This window comes from Sphaerisporangium sp. NPDC049457, assembly GCF_055586705.1.
In genome coordinates this window covers 237,833-258,028 of record NZ_JBVJHR010000005.1, presented here as the reverse complement: position 1 = coordinate 258,028, position 20,196 = coordinate 237,833, and the positions used below count along the sequence as shown (strand labels likewise).

18 protein-coding genes are annotated in these 20,196 nt (G+C 70.6%); 6 read left to right on the top strand and 12 right to left on the bottom strand.

The window, feature by feature from the left end; all coding sequences use genetic code 11:
* Positions 1-383: 383 nt before the first annotated feature.
* Complete coding sequence (locus ACZ6QO_RS10445) at positions 384-854, bottom strand: ATP-binding protein (RefSeq protein WP_380836602.1); 471 nt, start codon at positions 852-854, stop codon at positions 384-386.
* Between the two features lie 2 nt (positions 855-856).
* On the bottom strand, positions 857-1,207 hold the full coding sequence (locus ACZ6QO_RS10440; protein ID WP_114029683.1) for an STAS domain-containing protein: 351 nt from the start codon (positions 1,205-1,207) through the stop codon (positions 857-859).
* 155 nt (positions 1,208-1,362) lie between these two features.
* Here ACZ6QO_RS10440 and ACZ6QO_RS10435 point away from each other — a divergent pair, with 155 nt between their 5' ends.
* A complete protein-coding gene (locus ACZ6QO_RS10435) occupies positions 1,363-3,699 on the top strand; it encodes a DEAD/DEAH box helicase (protein ID WP_465849519.1) in 2,337 nt (778 codons plus the stop codon).
* Between the two features lie 133 nt (positions 3,700-3,832).
* Here the strand turns inward: ACZ6QO_RS10435 and ACZ6QO_RS10430 are convergent, their stop codons facing one another.
* The 8 genes from ACZ6QO_RS10430 to ACZ6QO_RS10395 all read right to left on the bottom strand — a co-directional run bounded on the left by ACZ6QO_RS10430 (position 3,833) and on the right by ACZ6QO_RS10395 (position 12,696).
* Positions 3,833-4,267, bottom strand: a complete 435-nt coding sequence (locus ACZ6QO_RS10430; RefSeq protein WP_465849695.1) for an Rv3654c family TadE-like protein — start codon at positions 4,265-4,267, stop codon at positions 3,833-3,835.
* Positions 4,212-4,643: a TadE family type IV pilus minor pilin gene (locus ACZ6QO_RS10425; RefSeq protein ID WP_465849517.1), complete on the bottom strand. Its 432-nt coding sequence runs from the start codon at positions 4,641-4,643 to the stop codon at positions 4,212-4,214. Before ACZ6QO_RS10425 ends, ACZ6QO_RS10430 begins: the two co-directional genes overlap by 56 nt.
* A gap of 367 nt (positions 4,644-5,010) precedes the next feature.
* A complete protein-coding gene (locus ACZ6QO_RS10420) occupies positions 5,011-5,238 on the bottom strand; it encodes a DUF4244 domain-containing protein (protein WP_465849516.1) in 228 nt (75 codons plus the stop codon).
* 575 nt (positions 5,239-5,813) lie between these two features.
* Positions 5,814-6,365: a type II secretion system F family protein gene (locus tag ACZ6QO_RS10415; RefSeq protein WP_465849515.1), complete on the bottom strand. Its 552-nt coding sequence runs from the start codon at positions 6,363-6,365 to the stop codon at positions 5,814-5,816.
* Positions 6,366-7,250: 885 nt separating this feature from the next.
* A complete protein-coding gene (locus ACZ6QO_RS10410; RefSeq protein ID WP_465849513.1) occupies positions 7,251-7,970 on the bottom strand; it encodes a type II secretion system F family protein in 720 nt (239 codons plus the stop codon).
* Between the two features lie 266 nt (positions 7,971-8,236).
* A complete protein-coding gene (locus ACZ6QO_RS10405) occupies positions 8,237-9,394 on the bottom strand; it encodes a TadA family conjugal transfer-associated ATPase (RefSeq protein ID WP_465849511.1) in 1,158 nt (385 codons plus the stop codon).
* 181 nt (positions 9,395-9,575) lie between these two features.
* Positions 9,576-10,616: a septum site-determining protein Ssd gene (ssd, locus tag ACZ6QO_RS10400; protein ID WP_465849509.1), complete on the bottom strand. Its 1,041-nt coding sequence runs from the start codon at positions 10,614-10,616 to the stop codon at positions 9,576-9,578.
* Positions 10,617-11,844: 1,228 nt separating this feature from the next.
* On the bottom strand, positions 11,845-12,696 hold the full coding sequence (locus ACZ6QO_RS10395) for a Fic family protein (protein WP_465849508.1): 852 nt from the start codon (positions 12,694-12,696) through the stop codon (positions 11,845-11,847).
* 406 nt (positions 12,697-13,102) lie between these two features.
* Here ACZ6QO_RS10395 and acs point away from each other — a divergent pair, with 406 nt between their 5' ends.
* The 4 genes from acs (at position 13,103) to ACZ6QO_RS10375 (ending at position 17,546) form a co-directional block, all read left to right on the top strand.
* Positions 13,103-15,079 carry an acetate--CoA ligase gene (gene acs / locus ACZ6QO_RS10390; protein ID WP_465849507.1) on the top strand — a complete coding sequence of 659 codons (1,977 nt, stop codon included), beginning with the start codon at positions 13,103-13,105 and terminating at the stop codon, positions 15,077-15,079.
* A gap of 250 nt (positions 15,080-15,329) precedes the next feature.
* Positions 15,330-15,881, top strand: a complete 552-nt coding sequence (locus tag ACZ6QO_RS10385) for a phage holin family protein (RefSeq protein WP_465849506.1) — start codon at positions 15,330-15,332, stop codon at positions 15,879-15,881.
* Between the two features lie 8 nt (positions 15,882-15,889).
* Positions 15,890-16,816 carry an alpha/beta fold hydrolase gene (locus ACZ6QO_RS10380; protein WP_465849505.1) on the top strand — a complete coding sequence of 309 codons (927 nt, stop codon included), beginning with the start codon at positions 15,890-15,892 and terminating at the stop codon, positions 16,814-16,816.
* Between the two features lie 73 nt (positions 16,817-16,889).
* The gene (locus ACZ6QO_RS10375) at positions 16,890-17,546 is read left to right on the top strand and encodes a DUF309 domain-containing protein (RefSeq protein ID WP_465849504.1); all 657 of its coding nucleotides are present in this window, start codon (positions 16,890-16,892) and stop codon (positions 17,544-17,546) included.
* Positions 17,547-17,606: 60 nt separating this feature from the next.
* Here ACZ6QO_RS10375 and ACZ6QO_RS10370 read toward each other — a convergent pair whose 3' ends face one another.
* The gene (locus ACZ6QO_RS10370; protein ID WP_465849502.1) at positions 17,607-18,797 is read right to left on the bottom strand and encodes a MarP family serine protease; all 1,191 of its coding nucleotides are present in this window, start codon (positions 18,795-18,797) and stop codon (positions 17,607-17,609) included.
* Positions 18,798-18,858: 61 nt separating this feature from the next.
* Between ACZ6QO_RS10370 and ACZ6QO_RS10365 the strand changes: the two genes are divergently transcribed.
* The gene (locus tag ACZ6QO_RS10365) at positions 18,859-19,506 is read left to right on the top strand and encodes a HEAT repeat domain-containing protein (RefSeq protein WP_465849500.1); all 648 of its coding nucleotides are present in this window, start codon (positions 18,859-18,861) and stop codon (positions 19,504-19,506) included.
* A 25-nt stretch (positions 19,507-19,531) separates the two neighbouring features.
* On the opposite strand, the gene ACZ6QO_RS10360 is transcribed toward ACZ6QO_RS10365, so the two are convergent.
* Positions 19,532-20,179 carry an NUDIX hydrolase gene (locus ACZ6QO_RS10360; protein ID WP_465849498.1) on the bottom strand — a complete coding sequence of 216 codons (648 nt, stop codon included), beginning with the start codon at positions 20,177-20,179 and terminating at the stop codon, positions 19,532-19,534.
* Positions 20,180-20,196 lie beyond the last annotated feature (17 nt).

Sequence of the window (20,196 nt, the reverse complement as noted above, 5' to 3'; positions counted from 1 at the left end):
GCCAATCATTGCCGAATTATTATGTCCCTAAACCGCCGTTGACATGCGGGAACGCCTCAGCCGCCCCGCGCGGCACCCTCGTGAAGTTCTTGATATGTCATCCCGAAGCACCTCACGAGTCCCGGCCGGCGGCTCCTCCTGCGAGCGCGGGCCTCACGGGCCCGCGAGACGCCCGGCGGCGACCGCAGGCAGGGGAACGCGCACGAAACGCTCGGGCGCGATCGTGGAGGTGGGCCGACGCGCGAGTAAGCCCTCGAAAGGACGGCGGTCGGCCAGAGACGCTCGAAAGGTGAGGAGCGGCGGGGAAGAGCTCGGCCGGCCGCCTGAGGGGAGCCTCAGGTGGCCGCTACGAGCGAGAAGCTACCCCGGTGTCCGCCCACCGCTCAGGTGGTGGCGAACCCGGTGGCCGCGGCGGGCCAGCTCATCCTGATCCGCAGTCCTTTGGCACTCGGATACACCTCGACGTCATCGGCCAGCGCGGCGATGACGGCGATGCCGAACCCGGACATCAGCGTGTCGGCGGGGAGCAGGCTGGCCAACGCGGTGCCGTTGACGGCCGTCGGCAGCTCGTCCTCGTCCTTGTATGCCTGTTCGAGATCGTCGCTCGGTGCCGAGTCGGTGACAGTGACCTCGAAGCGCCCTGAATCGTCGCACAACTCGATGCGGATCGGCTCGCCCGGGCAGTGGACGCGATGTGCCTCCACTGCCCGCGAGCAGGCCTCGCCCACAGCGAGCCGCACCTCGTCCAGCAGGGCCTCCGCGACTCCGGTGCGTCGCGCGATGGCCGTCGCGACCAGCCGCGCGGTGCGCACATGAGCCGGAAGTGCACTGAACGTCAGCTCGACGGTGGCCATGACTACTTGTCTCGGCCGTGAGCTTCCTTGGCCTCTTCGACCGAGGCGTAAATCCCGAAGACCTTCGTCAGACCGGTGATCCGGAAGATCTTCAGGATGCGCTCCTGCGTACAGACGAGCTCCAGGGAGCCGTCGTGCGCCCGAACGCGCTTGAGCCCGCCGACCAGGACACCGAGCCCGGTGGAGTCCAGGAAGTCCACCTTCTCCATGTTGACGAGAAGGTGGAAGTTGCCCTTGTTGACCAGGTCGATCAGCAGCTCACGCAGCCTCGGCGCGGTATAGACATCGATCTCACCCTCGACTTCCACGATGGTGAGTCGGTCTTCAGTGTGGTGGTCCAACTTCAGATCCACAGATCCTCCAGCGCCTTGCCTGCTGAGTCCACGACGAGGGGTCTGACATGCTGGGACCCCAAGTCCCAGCGCGCAATACCCTGACGCGCGGCATTCAACCACGCCCCGCCTTCGTGTCTATACGAAATCACGACTCCGGGCGACTCTCCCCCAAGATGCCAAACTGGAAACCAGTGACTCCGACTACATCATCCTCACGGCGAGCGGACCCGATCCTCGCTCGTCTGCTCGGCGTACCCTCGCGCCGTGAGCGCATCACACATGTAGAGTACGTTCCCGCACGTCAGGGTGGTAGAGCCCACTGGCCCCCCTGGGTTGACGAGTTGCTTGTCAGCCGACTGCGAAATGCGGGCGTCGAAGGCCTGTGGGAGCACCAGGCAACCGCTGCTGAGCTGGTACATCGTGGCCAAAACGTGATCATCTCCACGGGTACCGCCTCGGGGAAATCTTTGGCCTACCTCGTGCCGGCCGTGTCCGAGATACTGTCCGGGGGCTCGGTTCTTTACCTGACGCCGACGAAGGCCCTGGCCGCCGACCAACTGCGGTCGGTGCGAGATCTCAAGCTCGCCCAGGTGCGCGCCGCCACCTACGATGGCGACACCCCGCCCGACGAGCGCCAGTGGGTGCGCCGGCACGCGAACTACGTGCTGACCAACCCCGACATGCTGCACCGGTCGATGCTGCCGCGGCACGCGGCGTGGTCGTCGTTCTGGCGGCGGCTGAAGATGGTCGTCGTGGACGAGTGCCACGGGTACCGCGGCGTCTTCGGGTCGCACGTGGCGCAGATCTTGCGGCGTCTTCGCCGGATATGCGGCAAATACGGCTCTCGTCCGGTGTTCATGCTGGTCTCCGCCACCGTCAGCGACCCCGCCGCCGCGGCGATGCGCCTGACAGGCCTTGAGATGGCCGAGGTGACCACGGACGCCTCTCCCAGGGGTTCCACGACGTTCGCGCTGTGGGAGCCGCCTCTGACCGACCTGCGGGGCGAAGGGGACGCCCCGGTCAGGCGCACGGTGACGGCCGAGGCCGCCGACCTGCTCACCGATCTGGTCATCGAGGACGTCCGCACCCTGGCGTTCGTCCGGTCGCGCCGCGCCGCGGAGACGATCTCGCTGATCGCCCGGGGAAACCTGGAGGAGGTCTCGCCCGAGCTCCCGGCCAAGGTGGCGGCCTACCGGGCCGGATACCTCGCCGAGGACAGACGCGTCCTGGAGCGGGCGCTGCGATCGGGCGAGATCACCGGCCTGGCCACGACCAACGCCCTGGAGCTCGGCATCGACGTCTCCGGACTGGACGCCGTGCTCATCGCGGGATGGCCCGGCACACGCGCGTCCCTGTGGCAGCAGGCGGGACGCGCCGGGCGCGACGGTCAGGACGCCCTCGCCGTGCTGATCGCCCGTGACGACCCGCTGGACACCTACCTCGTCCACCACCCGCAGGCCCTGTTCGGCCGGCCGGTGGAGGCCATCGTGCTCGACCCCGACAACCCGTACGTCCTAGGCCCCCACCTGTGCGCGGCGGCGGCCGAGATCCCGCTGACCGAGGCCGACCTGCCGGTGTTCGGCCCGTCGTCGGAGGAGGTGCTCGACGACCTCGTCCAGCGCGGCATGCTGCGGCGCCGCCCTCAAGGCTGGTTCTGGACGCGCCGCGAACGCGCCGCGGACCTGGCCGACATCAGAGGCTCCGGCGGGCCTCCGATCGAGGTCGTGGAACTCTCCACGGGGCGGCTGCTCGGCACCGTCGACGAGCCCTCGGCCCACACCGCCGTCCACACCGGCGCCGTCCACATCCACCAGGGCGACACCTACCTGGTCGACGAGCTGGACCTGGACGCGGGCGTCGCCCTGGTGTCGGCGGCCGAGCCCGACTATTCCACCTTCGCCAGGGACGTCACCGACATCTCCGTGCTGGAGTCCCTGCGCTCCCACGCCTTCGGACCGGGCGAACTGCACTTCGGGACGGTGGAGGTCACCCGGCAGGTCGTCTCCTTCCTCAAGCGCCGCGTCAAGACCGGCGAGGTGCTCGGCGAGGAACCCCTGGACCTGCCGCCGCGCACCCTGCGCACCCGCGCAGTGTGGTGGACCCTCCCCGAGAGCGTCGTGGCGCCCCTGCGGGCCGAGGGCCTGGACCTCGGCGGCGCGGCGCACGCGGCCGAACACGCCTCCATCGGCCTGCTCCCGCTGTTCGCCACCTGCGACCGCTGGGACATCGGCGGCGTCTCCACCGAGTTGCACCCTGACACCGGTCTCATGACGGTCTTCGTCTACGACGGCCACGAGGGCGGAGCGGGCTTCGCCGAACGCGGCTACGCCCGCGCCTTCGACTGGCTCACGGCCACCCGCGAGGCCATCGCCTCCTGTGAGTGCGAACGCGGATGCCCTTCCTGCATCCAGTCCCCCAAGTGCGGCAACGGCAACGACCCCCTCGACAAACAAGGAGCCATCCACCTCCTCGCCACCCTCCTCCCCCCTCCCACCCCCGAGCCATCCTGAACCCCGAGGGCAGGGACATCAGGAGTGGCGCTACCGCGTCGGATCGGGGACCAGCCGAACCGAGCTGGTCGGCGGACCAAGCCGAACGCGCACGGCGGACCGGGCCGAAGCGGGCTGGATGGCTGGATTGGGGCTATCTGGGGCCTGCGCGGGCTTCCGCGGAGGCGTAACGGTCAGCGAACCATGGGAGCCGCAGGGGGACTTGCACTCGCACGACCACCACCGTCCCATGAACGAGGCATCGCGTGATCGAGGCGTGGTTGGCGGACGCAAGGTCACGGGCGTGCCTGCACGCGGTGTCCGGAGCGGCGAGGGCCCGGCTCGCCCCCGCCAGAGCGCTGAGATCGGCCGCCGCCTGGGCTCGATGACGCGCGATGCGCGCGGCCCCCACCAGGACCAACGTGGCGGCCGTGAACCAGATCAACGTCATGAACGCGACGACCCAGATGGTGCCCGCCCCGCGATCGCCTGCCACCGTTCGCCGGTACACGTCCGTTTCCTCCCTACGACGGTCATGGTTGTACGCCCAGGCGATCAGCCGATGCCCGGCTCTCCTCCGTGACGGCATCATCGACTCCCCACTCGGTGGCGGAGGTGGCCGAAGCACCCACATGAACCGGCGGCATGCCAATGGCCCAGCTCGGGCGGATGAAGGCCGTGATCGTCACACGGCTCAGCCCCGCGTCGCGGGTGACCGAGACGACTGCGCCCGGTGGGGCGGCACGACCGGCGACCTGCCGGACAGCCTCCAGCGCCTCACCACGGGCGGCCGCCCTGGCCGCCGCCCGAGCAGCGTCCACACACTCGAGATGAGCACCCACCGCCGTGACAGCCCACAGGGCAGCTCCCAGCACCAGCGCCAGCGAGGGGAGCGCGACCGCCGTCTCGGCCGTCACCGACCCGGACTCGCATCGCCCGCGAGACGGACGCCTTCTCCAGCACATCGGCACCCGCCCTGACCACCCGGCCGCCGCCTTAGGCCCTCTCTGGCACATCGACACCCGCTCCAACCACCCGGCCCGCCGCCTTACGCCTTCTCCGGCACAGCGACACCCGCTCTGACCGCACGGCCGCCGCCTTACGCCTTCTCCGGCACAGCGACATCGCTCCGACCACACGACCGCCGCCTTCCACATCGACATCCGGCCGCGACCGCACGGCCGTCACGTTCGGCCCATCGACGTCCGCTTGGACTACATGGCGTTCGCCCACGGGAGGCGGAGGAGCAGCCCGCTCGGAGGCCGGCGTGGCCGGCGTGGCCGCCGTGTCGCCTTCACGCCGTCTCTGTGGGCCGCCATGGCGGCCGGCGGTTCACCCGGCGAGTCTCAAGGCACGACCGATGAGGTCGGACAGCATCTTGCGAACCTCGGGGCTACTCACGATCTTGAAGAGCAGGCCGGCGAAGGCACAGGCGGCGATCGTGCCCACCGCGTACTCCGCTGTCGACATTCCGGCCTGTGCTCGCATGCGGGCCGCCTTGGCCAGCGTGCACGCGGCTGCCTGGACGCGACTCTGCAGGCGCCGCAGCCGAAGATGCACCACCGCCCCCTTCCCACCCCGGATCGATTGGAGTGCACGCCGCCCCCATCGACGAATCCACCTGCGCATCGGACCTCCCCTTGAGTCGTCACCGTGGCCGTGCGGGTGAACCCGTACAGCCCCTGACCGGCGAGAACAGCTTGTCCGAGCAAGGTGGCGCTCTTCCTGGCCGAACGGCGTTCTGTGGACAGTCCACCGTCCATGGCCATGCCTGTGGACAACCTGCGGATTCCCGGTTGCGCCCGTGGACAGTTCGCCGATCCCGGTGCGCATGTGGACGGCGGCCCCATCTGGGCCAAGCCTGTAGATGTCAGCCCAAGCCTGTGGACAAGTTCTGAATGTCGGCCCGAGCCTGTGGACAGGCCACGGCTTCACGCGGGAAGAACGGGCCCACAAGTGTGGAGACCGCCTGTGAGCTGCCAGGACGGCGCGTACCAGGATGAGCGATGAGCAGCGCACCCAGACGCCTGTGTGGAAAGCGTTGGAGGGCATTCGTACAAGGATGGGCTGCGAAGAGCGTGGAGGGCATGCATCGGCGCGCCGTGCGGCGTCGCGCCGGCTACGTCATCTCTCTGTCAGTCAGTGAAGACCTGGCCGGCCAGACCCGCCACCACCGGGACTATCCCCAGGAGCACGAACGCCGGCAGGAAGCAGAGCCCGAGAGGCGCCACCGCCTGAACGCCCACCCGCCGTGCCGCGGCGGCAGATGCGGCACGAGCGTCCTGGCGAGCGTCATCGGCGAGCCTGGACAGCACATCCGCGACGGGTGCCCCGCTAAGAGCGGCGCGGAGCATGCCACGCGCCATGGCGGCGAGCGGCCGGTCGTCTTCGAGCGCCGACCAGGCGTCCTCGGGGCGGGCGCCGAGCCGCAGCTGGCCGGTCACCCATGTCAGACGCTCGCCGAGCGGACCGCCGATCGCCGTAGCGGCCGCCTGTACCGCAGCGCTCACAGGCTGACCCGCCCGTAGACAGGCCACCATGAGATCGGCCGCGAAGGGAAGATCGACTGTGATGCGCGCCTGCCTCCGGCGTACCTCGCCAGGTTGTCTGCGGCGACCGATGATCAGTAGCAGTACGCCCGCGCCTGCCCCGCCGACCACTCCCGGCACACCACCGACGAGCGCCATGCCTCCCGCCGCCGCGACGACCGGGAGGATCGCCTCCCGGAACGTGAGCGAGCCAAGGCCCCTTCTCGCCTGCCGTCCCGGTAGCCCGGAAGCACTTTCGGGAAATGGGAAAACCGGCACACCACGGGCTTCGCCGGGGCGCTCACCGACCCTCCGGGAAGACATGCCCGGCACCACAGCGCGAAGGGGGTTGTCCATGCCCCTCGGCCCGCTTTGATCTATCGGCAGACGGCGGGTGGGCGGCGTGATCGTCGGCGTGCTGGGCCAGGGTTGCCGGCCGTGGATCTGACGCTGAGGCAGCCTCGGAGCCGCGACGTGAAGTCGGTCCGAGGGCACGGCGTCACGTGGGCCCGGAGTGGAAGAGTCTGCCGGGCCCTCAAGCGGGTGTCCGGGACGGAGAATCGCCCGCGAGACGGGCAAGTCGCCCCCCGCTCGAGGGCCCGGAGGGGAAAAGTCTGCCGGGCCCTCAAGCGGGTGTCCGGGACGGGGAATCAACCGCGAGCCGGGCAAGTCGCCCCCTGCTCGCTGGCGGAGGGACGGCCTGTGCGGGAAGCGGGCCTGGCCCGGCCGATCACGCCCTTGGGCGCCGACCTGGGCCGCCGCCGGTAGGCGTGGACCATGCTGTCCATGATGCTCATCCGGATCTGGTCGCAGCCGGAACATGGCGATCTTGACGAGCCGTTCCCCCGCGTCCCACGGCGTGAGCCAGAGCCATGTGGACAGCGCGGAAAGCACGGTGAACGCCACAGCGAGCAAGAAGCTCATAAGACACCCGATCGTTCGTATCGGTCTAGGACCGGCCGACCGTGGCCGGCCCAGAGGTGAGACTGCTTCCCTTCTTCGGCGTACGTCCCTGCCTCTGCCTTGCCTTGCGTCTGCTCCGCTTTACGTTCCTGCCTCTTGGGCGTGTGATACGAGCCGGTTCATCCACCAGAGACCGGTCGCGTCCAGCAGCACACCGGCGACGAGACAGGCAGACCCGGCCGGACTTCCGAGCAGGAAGTCCAGCGGACGCAGTCCGAGGCCGGCCGCGAGCAAGACGCCGAGCACGGGAAGCCCCGCGAGCAGGCGAGCCGTCGAACGTGGCCCGGCCAACTGCGCCGCCACCTCTGAGCGGTGTGCCTCGGCCTCGCGCAACGAGCGACCCACGCGTTCCACCAAGTCGGTCAATGACGCACCCGTGGCCAGGCTGACACGCCAACAGGCGGCGAGTCTCAGCAGCCCCTCGCCTCCCTGCTGCGGAGCGGCACGTCGCAGGGCCGTCGCCACGTCCCCGCCATCCCTGGCGATGGCCACGACGGGACGAAGGGCGGCAGGATCGGGAAGGTCGAGGCAGGACACGGCCCGCGCCAGGGCATCCCCTGGCGTCCGCCCGGTCGCGAGTTCGGCGACGACGGCCTGGCACAGCTCGATCGAAGCCTTTCGCCAGGCGACGACCTGTCGTGCCTTGCTCTGCCGACGGGCGACGCGCGACAAGTGGCCGATGAACGGCAATCGTGCGTGATCGCGGGGGCGCGTCAGCGAGAGCAGCCGGACGGTCGCCGCATCGGGGCTCGTCCACACCCCCACTGCGACAGCCACCAGGATCACACCTATGGCGAGCACCTGACCCTCCTTGGGATCACGACTCCGGCAGGTACCGTCGGCCGCCTACCGTGCGCCGTCGACAGGCATCCGGCCGTCAGGGCACCGCGCGGGCATCGGCGGAGCCACACCGACCTGCGCCGGCGTGGCGCTCAGAGACCGCCAGGACACCACTGGGAACGAGCAGCCGTTCGCTGCTGGACCGAACCTGTAGCGGGCGTCCGCAAGGTCGTCGCTGCGCGCTGTGGGACTTGGCATCGAAGGTCTCTCGTGGTGGGCGATCGTGGTCATCGAAGGGCGTTGGGCGCCCTGGTGAGCAGGGCGGGCAGGGCTGGGCCGGGTTGGGGAGCACCGGTCGCCGGGAACGTGAGCGCGGGGACCACGCGGACGAAACCGGATGGCTCGCGTTCCATCAGGCATATCTCGGCGACCCTGCGCCGGCCGCCGCCAGGATCGCGGATCACGTGGATCACCGCGTCGAGCGCCGCGGCGATCTGGCTGTGGACGGCTTCCCGCGACAGGCCCGCAGCACAGGCGAGTGCCTCCAGTCGCGCGGGCACGTCGGCGGGGTTGTTCGCATGCAGGGTGCCGCATCCGCCATCGTGGCCGGTGTTGAGCGCGGCAAGGAGATCGACGACTTCGGCTCCGCGCACCTCGCCGACGACCAGCCGGTCGGGCCGCATCCGGAGCGCCTGCCGGACGAGGTCGCGCAACCCCACCCCGCCGGCCCCTTCCAGGTTGGGCGGCCTGGTCTCCAGGCGGACGACATGCGGATGGATCGGGCGCAGCTCCGAGGAGTCCTCCACGAGGATCAACCGTTCACTTGGGTGAGCCAGTGACAGCAGTCCCGAAAGGAGTGTGGTTTTCCCAGTTCCCGTGCCCCCGGTGACGAGAAACGCCAGACGTGAGACGACCATGGCGCGCACCGCCGCGGCACCTGGACCGGGAACGAGTTCCTCCAACGTGAACGATCTTCGCGGTGGGAGCCGCAGGGACAGACATGTGCCCTCGGACGCGACCGGCGGCAGGATCGCGTGCAGGCGTACGCCGCCCGGCAGTCGCGCGTCGACGTAGGGACAGGCGTCGTCAAGGCGTCTGCCGGCGGCCGCGGCCAACCTCTGGGCCAGCCGCCGCACCTCGTCGTCGCCTGAGAACACGACCGAGGTACGCCTCAGGCCGTCACCGGAATCGATCCAGACGTCACGGGGACCGTTGACGAGCACATCGGTGACGTCAGGCTCGGCCAGCAAGGGTTCGAGCGGCCCGGCGCCGATGAGGTCGGCGCGCAGGGCACGGGCGACGGCGAGAACCTCGGCGTCGCCCAGCACGGCACGCTCGGCACGGAGCGCGGCGGCCACCTGGGCGGCTGACGGCTCGGCGCCTGTGCGGGCCAGACGGACTCTGACGGCCTCCACCAGGTCGGGGGACACCACTGTGCGGTTCATCGGCGAACTCGCATGCCACGAGGAGGACGGGAGCGCCCGTTCAGCGATGGTGGGGCGAATCCCCGGCGTGCGCCGGGGCCCTTCGGCGAGGCCGGGACCGGGGATGGCGCCGCCGGAGTCGCCCGCTTGGAAGGCCGCACGACCCCCGCGATCAGGGTCTGGTCGTGTTGGGACGGAGGCGTCATCGGGACTCCAAGGTGGTGAGAAAGTCCATGCAGAACCGGCCGAGGGGGGTGCGGTCGCCCAATGGCGGCGCGTCGCCGCGGTTCAGGACGTCGGCGAGCCCGCGCTGGTCTTCGAGCACGCCGACACAAGGAACTCCGAGGGAGTGAGCGATCACCTCGGGGAGCAGCACGCCGGCGCGGACCAAGACACCGAGGGCGGAGGTGTGCCGGCTGATGTCGATCAATATCTGCGACGCGGACAGCACGCCGCGTACGTCCGCGGGCACGAGCAGCAGAGTGGAGACCGCCCGCGAGAGAGCCTCGCCCGACGCGGGGCCGACGTGCCGCGGGAGATCCACGACGATGAGATCGCACCCTCTGTGCGCCGCCTCGAGAACGGTGCGCATCGCCTCAGGAGGGATGGGCGGCGACTCGCCTCGATGCCATGACAGCACCGTGAGCTCGCCCATCGTCGGCAGGGCGGCCTGGAGGGCCGTGAAGCTCACCCGGCCCTCTCGCTCGACGATGTCGGGCCACCGTGCCCCGATGGCGTGCTCCTGGCCGAGGATGACGTCGATGCCGCCGCCGAGGGGGTCGGCGTCCACGAGAAGCGTGCGCAGACCTCGCCGTGCCCCGGTGAGGGCCAGGGATGCCGCGAGCACGCTCGCCCCGGCGCCGCCGCTGCCTCCGATGACGCAGACCGTGTCACCGGCCCGGATCACCGGCTCGGAGGCCTCGGCGAACTCGTCGACCAGCCGCCTTTCTGCCTCCGGCAACTCCAGGACCGCTTTGGCGCCCACGGCCACGCATCTTCGCCAGACGGCGGGATCATCGGACTCCCTGGTGACCAGCAGGACGCCCTGCCGTGGTGGCGGCGCGGCCGCGGCGAGAGCGTCGGCCGCGTCGGCGCCCACGACGACGAGCGGCGCCCGCTGCCAGTAGGGCCGGGCGTGCGTCGCGGCATGCGCCACGTCGATCTCGACCCCGGCGGCGGCCGCGACCCTCAGAAGATCGTCAAGCAGATCCTGATCTTCAGTGATCACCAGTGGGCGGTGCATGTGTGGCCTCCCTGTCGTTGGGAGCCCTCACCTTCTCCGATCTCCGCCCCCGCCAAGAGCACCGAACGTCGTTCTGTGGACAACCGCCTGCTGTGGACAAGTCCGCCTGAAGGATGAATACGCCGCTGCTCTCCGCGCTGATCATGTCCACGTTCGCGTGGTCCAGTTCGAAGGTCGAACGGACGGGGGCGGCAGGTGGCGCCGCACGGCCACTGCGGGCACGGCGCGACCCGGCGTGGCGCAGCGCGAGTGGCGTAGCGGTGGCACGGCCCGGCACCGGCGCAGCGCGAACGGGGCTGCGCCAGTGTGGGGGAGGCGCGGCGTGTGACCTGTGCGCCGAGGGGCGCGGGAGGGGCGGGTATCGCGGATCGCCCCGTATCGGGCTCCGTGGGGGACTGAGCCTGATGTTTCAAGAAAAAGGGCGACCCCCGCCGGGGGGGGAGAGCGGGGGTCGCCAACCGGTCCGGCTCCGGGGGGGTAGAGCCGGTCCCGTTTCAGAAGAAAGCTTTCATCGCCGACTGCGGCGCGGCAAGGGACTGCAAAAATCCTACCCGCGAACCAACGCCACAGTCATGTGGACACCAACGTATGGTGCCCGATGAACTTGAGTTCCGTCGAGGAGCAATCTCTGATTTCCGCGAGTTTTTTTCCGCCGTAGCGGATCGGCTACTACAAGTATGCGAAAAACGCCCCGACAGAGCCCGATCACGGTCGGTGATCGAAAGTGCTTCACCTGTCGTGTCAGGATCATCGAGATGGCTCGCCGGGGCCTCACGCGCGACCTCGCCGGCCGCCCCACGTCCGGCGCCCAGGACGCGCAGAAGTCGGTAAAGGTCTTGCTCTGAGGGGTTCCCATCAGGCGAGATCCGACGTAGAAAGGTTGCACGGACTGAGTGTTCGAGTGCGACCACCGGGTACCCACGCGCGACCAGCCGCGGGAGGCGCGTCGAGACGGGCTTGACCCGCTCCGACGATATGAGGTGCACGCTTGGTAACCCGGTGTGGCGCACTGGCGGCGGCGTCCCAGACCAGGGGCGCCGTTCGCTGCCGTTCAGAGCCGTATCACTTCCACCGGCCGGGCCGTAAAAGCTTCATCATCGCACACGGTTCCGTGTAGGATCTTCGCCTGTTCGGCCACTATTGAAAGTTTCTCCCGGCCTGGCCGTGCCGGACGCCGAGCGCCAAGTGCACGCCGAGCGCCGAGTCCGCCGGAGGCCGAGCGCCAGGGTCAGCCTCGTTGCAGGGCCTCGCAGATGGCCGTCGCCTCGCGGACGCCGAGTTCGACGGCGGCGGCGCAGTGCCGCACCCAGCCCGCGACGCCCTCGCCGGTGCCCTTGAGGTACCCCCGCAGGCTCTCCGCGTACGCGTCGCCAAGGTCATGGTGGCCGACCTCGACCGCCACCAGCGACTTGGGGTCCAGCCCGAACTCCACGAGCGTGAGCCGCTCGGCGGCGCGCGCCACCAGGCCGTCCACGGTGCCGAAAGGCCGGACGGCGACCAGCTCGGCGTGCACGATGGCGGCGAGCACCAGCGCCGGGGCCTTCGTCGGCGTCGTGATCAGGGTCACCAGCGACGCGACGCGCGCCGCCGCGGCGGCGGCGTCCGGAACGGGGCCGAGATCGAGGACGCCGGCCCCCAGGCGCTCAGGAGCCGGGCCGCGGGAGGAGTCACCCGCCTCCGTCGCGGGCGGCCGCTCGTCGGCGGGGGTCTCCGTGCGCGGGCGGCCCAAGAGCGGGTCGGGGACGAGACCCGCGGCGGCCAGGGCGTGGAGGCGGGCGAGCACCTGCCTCGGGGCCGTGCGCCAGGTGGCGCCGAGCCGTCCGATCTCGGCGGACGCGCGCAGCGCCCCGGCGGCGACCGGCGACCCGGCCTCCCCCGACCGCAGCGTCTCCAGCGCGACGTCGGCGCCTTCGAGCGCGGCCGACGCGCGCGCGCCCCGCAGGGCGGACTCCGCGGACACCTCTGGGCCGCGACGGCGCAGCACGCGATGTCCGTACAGCCGGTCGACCGCCGCCCGGGCATTCTGGACGGCCTCCGGGACGCCGGGTAGCCCGGCGAGGACAGACAGTGGGTCGCTCACGCCTCCCGACCCTACCGGCGAGTACGATGCGGACGTACGGCGGCGAAGGTCAACGGCGGGTCAAGGGAAGATCAGGGAAGTACCGGCGGAACGGACCGGGGTTCACAGGGACGCCATAGGCGTCCCCGGAGGACGCCGGCCGGCGAATGGGATGCCGTTCGGCGCGCGGTTCACACCGTTCAACGAGCATGCCCCGAATGGGCCTTCTGTGCCCACGGCTTTTATTGTTGGATATCATTTCCGCAACGAATCCGCTGCTTTTGTGACCGCCGGTAAAGCCCGTTGTGAACGTCCGCGGATGTCACCTCCGATGGGCTTCAGCGGTCCGTCCCCCTTGTCCCGCCACCGCGAGACTGGTGAAGTGGGACGCAGCCCAATCGAGCCAGGCCATGTGAAGGAGTACGTTGTGGCCCCGGAAACCCCTGGTCGTGAGACCCAGGAGACTCTGTCGAACCTGCTGCGCGAGAACCGGCGCTTCGCACCACCGGCGGATCTCGCCGCGGCCGCGAACGTCACGGCCGACGCCTACGACGATGCGGCGAACGACCGGCTCGCCTTCTGGGAGCGGGCGGCCGAGCGGCTGAGTTGGGGGCGGCGCTGGGAGACGACTCTCGAGTGGAACCCGCCCTTCGCCAAGTGGTTCCTGGGCGGCACGCTGAACGTCGCGTACAACTGCGTCGACCGGCACGTCGAAGCGGGCGACGGCGACAAGGTGGCGTACTACTGGGAGGGCGAGCCCGAGGGCGACTCCCGCACGCTGACCTACGCCGACCTGCGGCGCGAGGTGAGCAAGGCGTCCAACGCCCTCACCGAACTGGGCGTGGGCAAGGGCGACCGGGTCGCGATCTACATGCCCATGATCCCCGAACTGCCGATCGCCATGCTCGCGTGCGCGCGCATCGGCGCGATCCACTCGGTCGTCTTCGGCGGGTTCTCCGCCACCGCCCTGAGCGGGCGCATCCGGGACGCCGACGCCAAGCTCGTCATCACCGCGGACGGCGGCTACCGGCGCGGGGCGCCCAGCGCGCTCAAGCCGACCGTGGACGAGGCCGTCGCCGAGTGCCCCGGCATCGAGCACGTGCTGGTCGTGCGCCGCACCGGCCAGGACGTCCAGGTGACCGGCAAGGACATCTGGTGGCACGACCTCGTCGACCGCCAGAGCGAGGAGCACGAGCCGGCGCAGCACGACGCCGAGGACCCGCTGTACATCCTTTACACCAGCGGCACGACCGGCAATCCGAAGGGCATCCTGCACACCACGGGCGGCTACCTGACCCAGACCGCCTGGACCCACCACGCGGTGTTCGACCTCAAGCCCGAGTCGGACGTCTACTGGTGCACGGCCGACATCGGCTGGGTGACCGGGCACTCCTACATCGTGTACGGCCCGCTGGCCAACGGCGCGACGAGCGTCATCTACGAGGGCACGCCGGACACCCCGCACAAGGGGCGCTTCTGGGAGATCGTGCAGAAGTACGGCGTGACGATCCTGTACACCGCGCCGACCGCGATCCGTACGTTCATGAAGTGGGGGGACGATCTCCCCGCCAAGTACGACATGTCGTCCCTGCGGGTCCTGGGGTCGGTCGGCGAGCCGATCAACCCCGAGGCCTACGTCTGGTACCGCGAGCACATCGGCGGTGACCGCTGCCCGGTCGTGGACACCTGGTGGCAGACCGAGACCGGCGCCATCATGATCAGCCCGCTGCCGGGCGTGACGTCGGGCAAGCCGGGCGCCGCCATGCGTCCGCTGCCGGGCGTCGTGGCAGACGTCGTCGACGACCAGGCCGAGTCGGTGCCCGACGGCGGCGGCGGTTTCCTGGTGATCCGCGAGCCGTGGCCGTCCATGCTCCGCGGCATCTGGGGCGACGACAAGCGCTACGCCGACACCTACTGGTCGCGCTTCGAGGGCATGTACTTCCCCGGCGACGGCGCCAAGCGCGACGAGGACGGCGACCTTTGGCTGCTCGGCCGGGTCGACGACGTCATGCTGGTGTCCGGTCACAACATCTCCACCACCGAGGTGGAGTCGGCACTGGTGTCGCATCCCAAGGTGGCCGAGGCCGCGGTCGTGGGCGCCACCGACCCGATCACCGGCCAGGCCATCGTGGCGTTCGTGATCCTGCGCGGCAGCGCCGAGGAGGGCGCGGACATCGCCAAGGAACTGCGCGACCACGTGGCCAAGGCGCTCGGCCCGATCGCCAAGCCGCGCCAGATCCTGGTGGTGCCGGAACTGCCGAAGACCCGGTCCGGCAAGATCATGCGCCGCCTGCTCCGCGACGTGGCGGAGAACCGCAGCATCGGCGACGTCACCACTCTGGCCGACAGTTCCGTGATGAAGCTGATCTCCGAGAAGCTCCCCTCCGCGTCGAGCGAGGACTGATCCGGGTTCTGCGGGCTTCCATGACGGGAGTCGCCCGCGGGTGATCGTCAGGGTGCGGATCCGGCCGAAGAGGCACGGATCCGCACCCGCGGCGTTCCTGCCGCCCTTGCCGGGGCAGCACCTCGCATGCCGGCGGCCCATGATCGCCGGTACGAATGCGCGAGTCCGATGCGGCGAACGGGATGGCGAGGCGGGACGATGAACACCACGCAGGATGAATGTGACCGCAACATCCGATAGGAGAGCACACATGGCCGCTCCGCCCGAGGAGGAATCTCTCGGCGCCCTCGTCGCCCAGGCGAGCCACCACATCTCGACCCTGGTCCGCTCAGAGATCGAACTGGCCAAGGCCGAGCTGAAGTTCGACGCCAAACGCGTCGGCACGGCCGTCGGGTTGTTCGGCGTGGCCGCCTTCATGCTGCACCTGTGCCTGATCCTCGCCTCGTTCGCGATCGCCTACGGCCTGGTGCAGCTCGGCATGATGCAGTGGCTGGCGTTCACGATCGTCACGGTGTTCTACCTCGTCATGGCGGCGCTGCTGGCGTTCGTCGGCTACCGGCGGCTCAAAGGGCTCGCCGGGATGAAGCGCACCGCCCGGAGCCTGAAGAACCTCAAGGACGCCGCCAGGCCGGAGGCGGAGGAGTCCGCCGCCCTCCCGGCTCCCGCGCCCCGCCCGACGCCCGAGCCGTACCGCGGCCCGACGGCGGGAGAGGTGGGTCACCACCGCGTGCCGCTGTCCGGTTCGCCTGACGGCGCGGCCGCCGGTGACGGCGACGCCGGGCGTCCGCGCCCGGACCTGTGAGCCCCGCCATGATCGCGCGCCCTGACGAGTCGCTGACCCGGATCCCCGGGCCGTGGACCCATCGGTCCGTCCACGCGGGGAACGGGATGTTCCACGTCGTGGAGGCCGGCGACGGGCCGCTGGTGCTGCTGCTGCACGGCTTCCCGCAGTTCTGGTGGACGTGGCGGCACCAGCTCGAGTCCCTGGCGGGCGCCGGCTACCGCGCCGTCGCGGTGGACCTCCGGGGGTACGGCGCCAGCGACAAGCCGCCCCGGGGGTACGACCTGCCGTCGCTCGCGGGGAGCATGGCCGGGCTGATCCGCGCGCTCGGCGAGACCTGCGCCGTGGTCGTCGGCCACGACTGGGGCGGCCTGGTGGCATGGACCATGGGCGCGACCGACCCCAAGGTCGTGCAGCGCCTGGTCATCGTGTCCGCCCCGCACCCCCTGCGGCTGCGGCAGGCGATCCTCGGCGACCCGTTCGGGCAGTTCAAGGCCATCAGGCACCTGCTGGGGCACCAGCTTCCCCTGCTTCCGGAGTGGCGGCTGACCAGGCACGGCGCCGCGCGGGTGGGGCGGCTGCTCGACTCGTGGTCGGGGCCGGGCGGGCTGGAGGAGGACGCCGCCGCGACGTACCGCGGCGCCTTCAGCATCCCCACCGTCGCCCACTGCGCGCTTGAGTACGACCGCTGGTTCGTCCGCTCGCAGCTCCGGCCGGACGGCATGCGCTATCGCAGGCTCATGCGCACCGAGCTCGAGATGCCGACGTTGCAGCTGCACGGCGCGCTCGACACCTGCATGCTGCCGCGCACGGCGCAGGGATCCGGCAGGTACGTCGCCGCGCCGTACCACTGGCGGCTCATCGAGGGAGTGGGGCATTTCCCGCACGAGGAGCAGCCGGAGCGGTTCGACGCCGAGTTGCTGGGCTGGCTGGGCGATCCCGAGCCCGACAGGTGAGGACGTCTCCCACCGCCGGCTCTCGACGCATCGCGCACCGAGGAGGATGGGGAGTACCCAGGAAGGACGGACGATGAGCGGCCACCAGACGAGCCAAGACGGGCAGGACGCGCAGAACCGGCCGGACCGGCAGGCGGGACGGGATCGCGCCCCGGCCGAACAGGATCTCGACTCGGCCGGACGGGACCTCGACCTGGCGGGAAGGGGCCTCGACTTGGCGGGAAGGGACCTCGACTTGGCGCGACGGGATCGCGACCCGGCGGGACGGCCGCGCAACGCCCGTCCGCGTGACGCCCTGGGCCGTCCCCTCCCCAAGGGCGCGCAGGGCGTGGAACGCGTCCCGGACGACTACGCCCCCGACGCCGGGCAGGCCGTCGCCGACGCGTTCGCCTACCTCGCCGAGGAACGCCCCTTCCACGCCCACGAGGTGCTGGAGGCGCGCTGGAAGACCGGCCCTGCGGGCGAGCGCGAGCTGTGGCAGGGGCTGGCCCAGATCTGCGTCGGCCTCACCCATCTCCAGCGGGGCAACGTCCGGGGCGCGGGCACGCTGCTCGTCCGGGGCGCGGACCGGGTCGCCCGGTACGATGCCGGGAGCGGCGGCGCGGCGCGTCCCGTCGACGTGGCGGCGGCGGTGCGGGCCGCCCGCGAGACCGCCGAGCAGCCGGAGACCTCACCCGCCGTGGCCATCGCCCGCGTCGCGGACGCCTTCAGGACCGCACACCGAAACTGACCCCGCCGCGGACCGCCTTCAGCAGCGCACACCGAAGCCGGCCGCCGGGGAGCATGCGGGTCAGTCGCAGTCCTGGGTGTCCACGCGCGCGACGGCGGCGCTGCCGTCGTCGGCGTCGGGACGCACCTCGGCGGCGGTGAGCGCGTACCCGACGTCCGGCTGGTCGGTCGCCGCCGCGAAGATCACGCCGTAGACCTGGCCGGTCGGGGTGAGCAGCGGGCCGCCGGAGTTGCCCGGCTGCACCAGCCCCCGGATGGCGTACACCTCACGGGTGACCGTCTTGCGCGAGTAGATGTCCGACGCCTTGGCGTTCTGCTTGACGCGGATCCTGGCCGGCCTGGCAGTGAAGCCCTTGCCCTTCGGGAAACCGGCGATGATCGCGTCGTCCTGGCTCTCGGCGGTGAGGTCGAACTTCAGCGGCGTCACGTTCAGGTCGGGGACGTACAGGATGGCGATGTCACGGTCGGGGTTGTAGTGGACGACCTGGGCGTCATGCCCGACGCGGTTCTCGTCGGTGACCCGCAGGTCCTGGGTGACCCCGGCGACCACGTGCGCGTTGGTCATGATGCGGTGCGGCGCGAAGACGAAGCCGGTGCCCTCGATGAGCTTGCGGCAGGCGGGCGCCGTCCCCCGCACCTTGACGATCGCCCGGCGGGCCCGCTTGAGCTGTGGCTCTTTCAGCACGCTGGCGTCCGGCGGCGGCACATCGACGAACGTCCCGCCGCCGATGGCGCTGAACACCTGCGGGAACTCGGAGTTGTCGACGAACTCCTTGAAGGAGAGCTGCCATTCCTTGGCCTTCTCGGGCATCGCCCGGTCGACGGTGCGCAGCAGCAACGAGCCGTTGGTCTGCGTGTTCAGCCATGGGAAGGGTGCGACGGAGAGCAGCGAGCCGATCAGCCAGGCGATGATCAGCACGGACAGCGCGCTGGTGAAGGTGCCGCCGAGCGCGTCGACGGTGCGGGCGGGCTCCCAGGTGATGTGGCTGCGGACGACCGCGCCGATCGTGGAGGAGGCGAACTGGCCGATCACCGCGGCCAGGAAGACGATCACTATGGCCAGCAGGGCCTGCTCGGTGGGGCCGCTGACGACGGCGTGCGCGATCGAGGGGGCGATCAGCACCCCGAGAACGCCTCCGCCGACGAAGCCGAGGAAGCTGAAAGCCCCGATGATGAACCCTTGCCGATAGCCGGACACGGCAAAGGCGATCACGAGAACAATCAGGATGAAATCGAGGAGATCGCCGCTCACTCCTCAACGGTATCCAGCGCGGCCACGAGCCGTGCACTCGTTGGCTCGATATCGTTGCGGCATGGTATCGATCGGGGGGTCGAACGACGGGCGAGCGGACGGGAACGCCGCAACGGGCGCCACCGTGTCAGGCGGAAGGCCGCAGTCCTGGGTACGCAACCTCCGCTGGGTCCGCGCCGACGCCGGTGTGTCCCCCGAGCTGGCGAGGCTGAGCGTCGGCGAGCTGATCGCCATCGCCCTGGAGGACGACGATCCCGACGGCCCGAGCAGGTGGAAGGCCGTGGACGCGCTGCACGCGCGGGGCGATCTCGAGACGTTCACCGAAGCCAGGAGGCTGTGCGCGAGCGATTCGCGCGCCGAACGCGTCCTGGGCGTGGACATTCTGGGCGAGCTCGGCAGCCCGCAGCGGCCCTTCGTCGACAAGACGCTCTCGGTGCTGCGTTACCTCGCCGCCTCGGACGACGACGTCCGCGTGCTGCACGCGGTGCTGATCGCGTTCGGGCACCTGCGCGATCGGCGGGCCCTGCCGTCGGTGATCGAGCTGTCCACGCATCCGGACGCGACCGTCCGTTACGGCGCGGCGTACGCGCTGTCGCACGTGGTCGGCCGCCCCCCGGACCCGGCCGGCCTCGCGGCGTTGCGCCGGCTGGCCACCGACCCGGACGAGGACGTGGCCGACTGGGCGGCGCTCGGCCTCATCCTGCCGTGATCGCGCTCCGTGCGCGTCGATCGTCCTAGCGGCGGGCCAGGCGGAGCATCTCGGGGGGCAGCTCCTCGACGCGGTCGTCGTCCCAGGGCCGTTCGAACCCGGTGACCGCCAGCACATCGTTCAGGATGCCCGCCGTGAAGCCCCAGACCAGCATGCCGCGCACCTTGAACGCCGGCCCCGCGAAGCCGCCGGGCAGGCGCAGCCGCAGGCGGTTGTGCGGGTCGACCAGCTCGGCGATCGGCACCCGGGCCACCGCGTCCACCTCGTCCGGCGACGCCGCGTGGACGACAGAGGGCGTGTGCCACCAGCCGAGCACCGGGGTGACCCGGTTGTCGCTCCGCCAGACGTACAGCTCGGGGAGGGCGCCCACGACCTGGACGCCGCCGGGGTCCAGGCCGGTCTCCTCCTGCGCCTCGCGCAGCGCCGCGCCGATGGGGCCGCCGTCGCCGGGGTCCACGCCGCCGCCGGGGAACGCGGGCTGCCCGGCGTGGTTGCGTCCCTTGGCGCTGCGCTGGATCAGCAGGACGTCGGGGCCCGTCTCGGACTCGCCGAACAGCAGCAGGACGGCCGCCGCGCGCCCTCCGTCGGCCGGGGGGCGCAACGCCGCGGGAACGGGACGGTGGACGGCGTTCGCCGCGAGATCGTTCAGCCAGCCGGGCACGGGAGCAGTCATGCCATACCTCCTGCGGG